Genomic DNA, 6,777 nt, shown 5'->3' on the forward strand with positions numbered 1-6,777 from the left:
CCCCTTCCCCTTCCCCTTCCCCTTCCGCGGCCTCCGCCGGGCGGGCCGACTCCGTCACCGGGGTGATGGTCCGGCTGAAGCTGTCGATCGTGCGCAACGGCCTGCGGCAGTCCGGCGGCCGGCGCGCGGCGTACATCGCCTCCGCGGTCGTGGTGCTGCTGCTGGCCGCCTTCCTCCTGCTCGGGCTGCTCCTGCTGCGCGGCCATCCGCACGCCGTCTCGGTGGTGGTGCCGCTGACCGCCGTGCTGGCACTGGGCTGGGCGGTGATGCCGCTCTTCTCCTCCAGCGGCGACGAGACCCTGGACGCGACCCGGCTGGTCCTGCTGCCGCTGCGGCCCCGTCCCCTGGTGCGGGCGCTGCTGGCCGCCTCGCTGGTGGGCATCGGCCCGCTGTTCACGCTCTGCCTGCTGACCGGTTCGGCGATCGCCGTGGCACGCGGCGCGGCCGGCGCGGCGACCGCCGTGGTCGCGGTGGCGCTGGCGCTGCTGACCTGTGTGGCGCTGGCCCGGGCCGTGGTCACCGCGAACACCCGGCTGCTCTCCAGCCGCCGGGGCCGCGACCTCGCCGTGGTCAGCGGCCTGGTCGTGGCGATCGGCGCGCAGGCCGTCAACTTCGGCGTGCAGCGGCTCGGCGCGTCCGGGCTGGCCCAGTTGGACCCGTTCGCCGAGGTGCTCCGCTGGGTCCCGCCCGCCTCCGCGATCGGCGCCGTCGACGCCGCGAGCGACGGCGCGTACGGCACGGCCGCCGTGCAACTGGGGCTCACCGCGCTGGCGTTGGCGCTCGCGCTGCGCTGGTGGTCGGCGACGCTGACCCGGCTGATGACCGCGCCCGACTCCTCCACCCTGCAGGCCGCCGAGCCGGCCGCGGCCCGCGCGGGGCGCCGCCCGGGCGGCTCGGTGGTCGTCCGGCTGCTGCCGCCCGGGCGGGTCAGCACCGTGATGGAGCGCAGCCTGCGCTACGCCTGGCGCGACCCGAAGACCCGGGCCGCGCTGGTGGTCTCGCTCGCGGTCGGGCTGATCGTGCCGCTCTTCAACGCGCTGCAGGGCTCGGGGTCGGTGTACTTCGCCTGCTTCGCCGCCGGGATGCTCGGCTCGATGATGTACAACCAGTTCGGCCAGGACTACTCGGGCTTCTGGATGGTCGCGATGACCATCTCCTCCCCCCGGGACGCGCTGCGCGAGCTGTGGGGCCGGGCCCTGGCGCTGGTCTCGTACGCGGTGCCCTACTCGGTGCTGGTGTGCGTGGCGACGGTGGCGGTGCTCGGCGAGTGGGGCAAGCTCCCCGAGGCCCTGGGCCTGTCGCTGGCGCTGCTCGGCGCGATGACGGCGACCGGCGCGTGGGCCTCCGTGCGCCACCCCTACTCCATCCCGCCGGAGGGCAACCGGAACGTGGCCCCCGGCCAGGTCGGGCTGGTGTGGATGGCGATCTTCGGCGGCATGGCCGCCGCGGCGGTCCTCTCCGCGCCGGTGATCGCGCTGACCGTCTGGCTGCACCTGGCCGGCCACGCCGCCGCGTGGAGCTGGCTGCTCCTGCCGGTGGGCACGGCCTACGGCGTCCTCCTGGCCGTGACCGGCCTGCGCCTGGCCGCGCCCCGGGCGGCCGCTCGCCTCCCGGAGATCCTGGCCGCCGTCAGCAAGGGCTGAGCGGAGGGCGCGGGCCGCCCAGACCGTTCAAGGGGTGAGGACTCCCTGGAGGAACCGGGTCAGCAGGTCCTGCCAGGCGTCGGGCTGGTCGTGGTGGAGGAGGTGGCCGGCGTCGGGGATCTCCGCGTACTCGCCGCGCGGCAGGACGCGGACCATCTCGTGGGCCTCGGCCCGGCCCAGCTGGCCGTCCACGCCGCGCACCACCAGGGCGGGGCACGGCACCTGGGCGAGCTCCTCCCAGTGGGCGTCGAAGGCCCAGCCGCGGCGGGCGAGCCGCATCTGCTCGGGGTCGAACACGGGGCGCCAGCCGTCCGGCGCGTGGGTCATCACCTCGGCGAAGTAGCCGGCCCGGGCCTCACTGGGCCGCTCCACCCACGGGTCGCGGGAGAACCACTTCCGGACCTCCCCCAGCGTGGCGAACGGCGTGGGCCAGGCCGCCAGCCAGTCCTCCCACTCCCGGTGCATCGCCGCCCCGACGGCTGCCGCGCGCATCTCCGCCAGCACCAGCCCGCGCACCAGGTCGGGCCGGGCGACGGCGAGCCGCCAGCCGATCATCGCCCCCATGCCGTGCCCCACCACCACGGCGGGCCCCAGCCCCAGCTGCTCCAGGGCCGCCTCGGCGTCGGCGACGAAGGCCTCGGGCGTCAGCCCGGCCGGCCCCTCGGGATGGTCGCTGAGCCCGTGTCCGCGCTGGTCGAGCGCCACGGCGCGGCACCTGCCGGACAGGCCGCGGGCGGTCTGCGCCCAGTGCGAGGCCCGGCCCAGCAGCCCGTGCAGTAACAGGACACCCGGCCCCTGCGACGGCTCCTCCTCCGGCTCCCCGCGCGGCCCGGGCCCGGACGCGGCGACGGAGGCCGTGAGGGGCGCCGGACCCGAGGAAGAACCGTCCGCCCGCCCCTGCGAGCCCGCCTGCCCGGCCGGCTTGGGGGGCTCGGCGAACTCCCAGGCGGCCAGGCGCAGGCCACCCGCTCCGGTCAGGTCGATCCGCCGTGCCATCCGTGCCCCCTCAATGCGCGCCCTGTCGCGCGCCCATCCTGACGCCTGTCTGCCCGGTTGTGCGCTGCTTTGCGCCATCTCCCGCAGACTATCGAATCTGTATTCGAGAACGCGGGTTCCTGTCGTCGACACCCCTCGTTCGAGTGACCACGGCCGGGGATTGACCGTCGTCGACGCGGGGAGATCCTGAGCGGGAGGCGGACCACTCGGGGAAAAGCGGTCCGCGGGGACGACCGACCTCGGGAGCTCGGGGCTCCAGGTCGGCACAGGGGAGGACGGGCCCCGGCACGGCCGACGCCGCGCCGGGGCCCTGTTGCGTGGGTCGCCCCTCGGGGCGGGGTCCTCGGGTCATATGCCTCGCCCACCACACTGCCGCACGGTGAGCCACCTTGAAAAGGCGGACGGCGTGAAAGACGGCGCGCGGCACGGGCGTCACGACGTCCGCGCGGGAGCGCACGACGCCCGCGAACGTCCGCCGGGCCCTTCGACGGCGGAGCTCCGCGGACGCGCGCCTCCGTGGACGCCCAGGTCACCGGACGCCGACGCAGTCTCCCGAGGCGGTGGCGGGCGCGGTGGTGGACGAACCGGCGTAGCGGTAACGCCGGTAACCGTCCACCGAAGCCTTGACCGTGGTCCTCAGGCCGCCGGTGCTGCTGGTGGTGACCGTCTTCACGGCCGTGTACGTGGACCGGGGCACCGGCCGGGCGCGGCGGGTGCGCAAGGACTCGGCAGCCGGGCGCGGAGACGAGCGGGCACGGCACGCTACGGGCACCTGATGCCGGCGCGGCCCCACCGGCACGGCCCTCGACGCGGTCCCGGGCGCCCTGCGGGACCCGCCGAGGCGCTGGAAGCGGTGCCCACACCGCCCATGGCCGCCCTCGGCCCGGCAGGGCGGAGCAGCCGCTGACGGCGCAGGACCTGACGAAGAAGTACCCCTAGGGCTTGGCCACGAAGACGTGCGAGGCGACCTCGCCGTCCAGCTCCGCGGCCTCGCCGCCGCTGCCCACCAGCAGACCGGAGGGGGACTCGGTCACGCTGACCACCGAACCGGGCTGCACGCCCGCCCGGCGCAGCGCGTACATCAGCTGCGCGTCCGTCTGGATGGGCTCGCCGATGCGGCGCACGACGACCGTCTTGCCCTCGTGACCGGGCTCCAGTTCGGCCAGCGACACCATGCCCTCGTCGAGGAACGGGTCGGCCGTGGCCTCCTGCCCGAGCTCGTCGAGGCCGGGGATGGGGTTGCCGTAGGGCGACTCGGTCGGGTGGCGGAGCAGTTCGAGGACGCGCCGCTCGACGGCCTCGCTCATCACGTGCTCCCAGCGGCAGGCCTCGGCGTGCACCTGCTCCCACTCCAGGCCGATGACGTCCACCAGCAGGCACTCGGCCAGCCGGTGCTTGCGCATCACCCGCGTCGCCAGCCGGCGGCCCTCCTCGGTCAGCTCCAGGTGACGGTCGCTGGCCACGGAGAGCAGGCCGTCCCGCTCCATCCGCGCCACCGTCTGGCTGACCGTCGGGCCGCTCTGGTCGAGCCGTTCCGCGATTCGGGCACGCATGGGGACCACACCTTCCTCCTCGAGCTCGAGGATGGTGCGGAGATACATCTCCGTGGTGTCGATCAGTCCGGACATACGTGCCCCTCGCAATACATCTGCCGATAAGCCGCGCGCAGCCTCGGCGGTCAGGCCTGCCCGGCTGCTCCGGGCGGCGCGCCGACTCCGCAACCAATTCTTACGCATGCGGCCGACAAGCGTGCCCTGCCGGAGGAACCGAAACAGTCCGGTTCGGCTCCCTACTGCCCCTCGGCGAACGGCCGATGCCACCCGTTGACACCGTTGTGGTCCAGACCTCACGGTGATCATCGACACACAGGAGGGAGCCTGCCGGTGAGCGGACACGCGGACGATCTGGTCGGCCGGTACTTCGACGCGGCGGAACGGCTGCTGCGGCGGGTCCGGGTGGAGGAGACGGAGGCGATCGCCGCCGCCGGGGAACTGGTGGCGGACACGGTGAGCTCCGGAGGGCGGCTGTTCGCCTTCGGCGCGGGGCACTCGTCGCTGGCCGCGCAGGACGTGGTCTACCGGGCGGGCGGCATGGCGCTGATGAACCTGCTGTCGGTGCCGGGGCTGACCGGCGTCGACGTGCGCCCGGCCACCCTGGGTTCGGCGCTGGAGCGGGTGGAGGGGCTGGCGGCCACGGTGCTCGACGTCTCGCCGCTGCGCGCCGGGGACCTGCTGGTGGTGATCTCCCTGTCCGGACGCAACGCGCTCCCGGTGGAGATGGCCTCCGTGGCCCGGGCGCGCGGGGTGCGGGTGGTCGGGGTGACCTCGGTGGCCTACGCGCGGGAGACCTCGCCCGGCCACCCCTCGGGCACCTTCCTGAAGGACCACTGCGACGTGGTGGTCGACTCCAAGGTCGCGGTGGGCGACGCGGAACTCACCCTGGACGGCGTGGGCGCGCCGTTCGCCTCCGCCTCCACGGTGGTGACCTCGGCGGTCATGCAGTCCGTGATGGCGGTCGCGGCGGGCACGCTCGCGGAGCGGGGCGTGGAGCCGCCGCTGCTGCGGTCGGGCAACGTGGACGGGGGCCGCGCCTGGAACGACGCGGTCTTCGACCGGTACCGGGACCGCATCTTCCACCAGCACTGAGCTTCCCCGGCACGGGGACCACGGCCGGGGTCACCCGGCGGGGTTCTCCAGGGCCGCCGCCAGGTCCAGGGCGGCGGCCACCCGGCCCGCCACCTCCTCGCCGTGCGCGACGTCGTGGCGGCCGAACGGTCCCCGGGCCGGGCCGCGCAGGAAGGTGACCACGCCCAGCGTGCGGCCCCGGCTGCGCAGCGGGACGCACAGGGCGTGCGCGGCGTCCTGCGGCCACTGCCGGGTGAACCCGGCGGCGGCGGACACCCGCACGGTGCCCGCGCGTTCCGCGCACCGCAGCGCCGGGTGCCCGGCCGGGTAGGGCACCGGCAGGCCCGAGCGGTCGGCGCCCTCGCCGCCGCCCGGGGTGCCGAACGGCGTGGTGGCCGTCCGCACCAGGCGCAGCGGCGTCTCCTCGTCGTCCGGCACCGCGCCGCCGGCCGCCCGGTCCAGCAGGGCGTGGTCGGCGAAGCCGGCGAGCGCGAAGTCCAGGTGGACGGCGGCGGCCTCGGCCGGGCTGTCGCACTCGGCCGCGGCGCGCGACGCCCGGTGCAGCTGGGCGGCGCGGAAGCGGGTGACCGCGGCCTCCTGCTCGGTGGTGCGGGCCTCGGTGACGTCCTGGAACAGCCAGCCGACGCCGAGCGGGGTGGGCTCCTCGGTCAGCGGCGACGCCAGGCGCACGAAGCCGCTGCGCCAGCAGCGGCGCTCCCCCGCAGCGGCCCCGGAAACTGCTCCGGAGGCCGCACCGGGAGCCGCACCGGGGGCCGCCGCGGCGTCACCGGAAGCGGCGGGCCCGGCGACGGTGACCCACAGGTCGGCGGGGGCCGGGGGCGCGCCCTGGGCAAGGACGTGGGTCAGCGCGGCCTCCACCTCGCGGACGCCCTCGGTGAGCATCTCGCCCAGCGGCCGCCCGAGCAGCGCGGCGCGGCCGCGTCCCAGGGCGCGGGCGGCATGGGCGTTCACCACGGCGGGGCGCAGGTCCGCGTCGACCAGCACCACGCCCCAGGGGGCGTCGGAGAAGAGGGCCTCGCTCAGGGCGAGGGAGCGTTCCAGGTCGGTCTGCGCGTCGGCCGGGCCGAAGGCGAGGTACACGCCGGCGGGTCGGCCGTCCGGGCCGGGGACGGCGGCGGACTGGGTCCGCACCAGGACGCGGCCGCCGTCCTTGGTGAGCAGCGCGAAGTCGTGGACGCGGCGGCCGGGCGCGTGCATGGCCGCCATCAGGCGGGCCTCGGTGCCGGCGGCGTCGGCGGGGCGGACCGCCCAGCCGGACAGGCCGCGGCGGCCCACCGCCTCGGCGGCGCTCCAGCCGAGGACGCGTTCCGCCTCGCGGTTCCAGTGGGTCACCACGCCGTCGGCGTCGAAGGCGCAGAGGGCGGCGTCCATGCCGTTCAGCAGGGCGGCGAGGAGTCGGTCGCCGCACTGGTCCTCGCCGGTCGGAGCGGTCACGGTGGCTCTCCCCTGTGACTGGGCCGTGGGGCTCCCATTCAACTCCACCGCCCCCCGTC

6 protein-coding genes are annotated in these 6,777 nt (G+C 75.8%); 2 read left to right on the top strand and 4 right to left on the bottom strand.

The genetic code is table 11. The features are described from left to right. Positions 1-65: 65 nt before the first annotated feature. The gene (locus tag ACOV8S_RS01155; protein ID WP_448315663.1) at positions 66-1,643 is read left to right on the top strand and encodes a transporter; all 1,578 of its coding nucleotides are present in this window, start codon (positions 66-68) and stop codon (positions 1,641-1,643) included. Positions 1,644-1,670: 27 nt separating this feature from the next. Here the strand turns inward: ACOV8S_RS01155 and ACOV8S_RS01160 are convergent, their stop codons facing one another. From ACOV8S_RS01160 to ACOV8S_RS01170, 3 genes are all read right to left on the bottom strand, one after another. Next, complete coding sequence (locus ACOV8S_RS01160; RefSeq protein ID WP_448315417.1) at positions 1,671-2,639, bottom strand: alpha/beta fold hydrolase; 969 nt, start codon at positions 2,637-2,639, stop codon at positions 1,671-1,673. Between the two features lie 529 nt (positions 2,640-3,168). Next, a complete protein-coding gene (locus ACOV8S_RS01165; RefSeq protein ID WP_448315688.1) occupies positions 3,169-3,312 on the bottom strand; it encodes a hypothetical protein in 144 nt (47 codons plus the stop codon). Positions 3,313-3,574: 262 nt separating this feature from the next. Further along, the gene (locus ACOV8S_RS01170) at positions 3,575-4,267 is read right to left on the bottom strand and encodes a metal-dependent transcriptional regulator (protein WP_448315419.1); all 693 of its coding nucleotides are present in this window, start codon (positions 4,265-4,267) and stop codon (positions 3,575-3,577) included. A 255-nt stretch (positions 4,268-4,522) separates the two neighbouring features. Between ACOV8S_RS01170 and ACOV8S_RS01175 the strand changes: the two genes are divergently transcribed. Continuing rightward, entirely contained in the window at positions 4,523-5,284 is a 762-nt protein-coding gene (locus tag ACOV8S_RS01175) for an SIS domain-containing protein (RefSeq protein WP_448315421.1), read from the top strand. A 30-nt stretch (positions 5,285-5,314) separates the two neighbouring features. Here ACOV8S_RS01175 and ACOV8S_RS01180 read toward each other — a convergent pair whose 3' ends face one another. After that, positions 5,315-6,655 (bottom strand): PAS domain-containing protein, encoded by a 1,341-nt coding sequence (locus tag ACOV8S_RS01180; protein WP_448315665.1) that lies wholly within the window; start codon positions 6,653-6,655, stop codon positions 5,315-5,317. Positions 6,656-6,777 lie beyond the last annotated feature (122 nt).

This window comes from Streptomyces sp. CO7 (assembly GCF_053474865.1).

What these genes read in the sequence shown, in the direction of transcription:
- ACOV8S_RS01160 (WP_448315417.1), bottom strand. Translation starts at nt 2,639, where the DNA reads ATGGCACGGCGGATCGACCTGACCGGAGCGGGTGGCCTGCGCCTGGCC.
- ACOV8S_RS01155 (WP_448315663.1), top strand. Translation starts at nt 66, where the DNA reads ATGGTCCGGCTGAAGCTGTCGATCGTGCGCAACGGCCTGCGGCAGTCC.
- ACOV8S_RS01170 (WP_448315419.1), bottom strand. Translation starts at nt 4,267, where the DNA reads ATGTCCGGACTGATCGACACCACGGAGATGTATCTCCGCACCATCCTC.
- ACOV8S_RS01180 (WP_448315665.1), bottom strand. Translation starts at nt 6,655, where the DNA reads ATGGACGCCGCCCTCTGCGCCTTCGACGCCGACGGCGTGGTGACCCAC.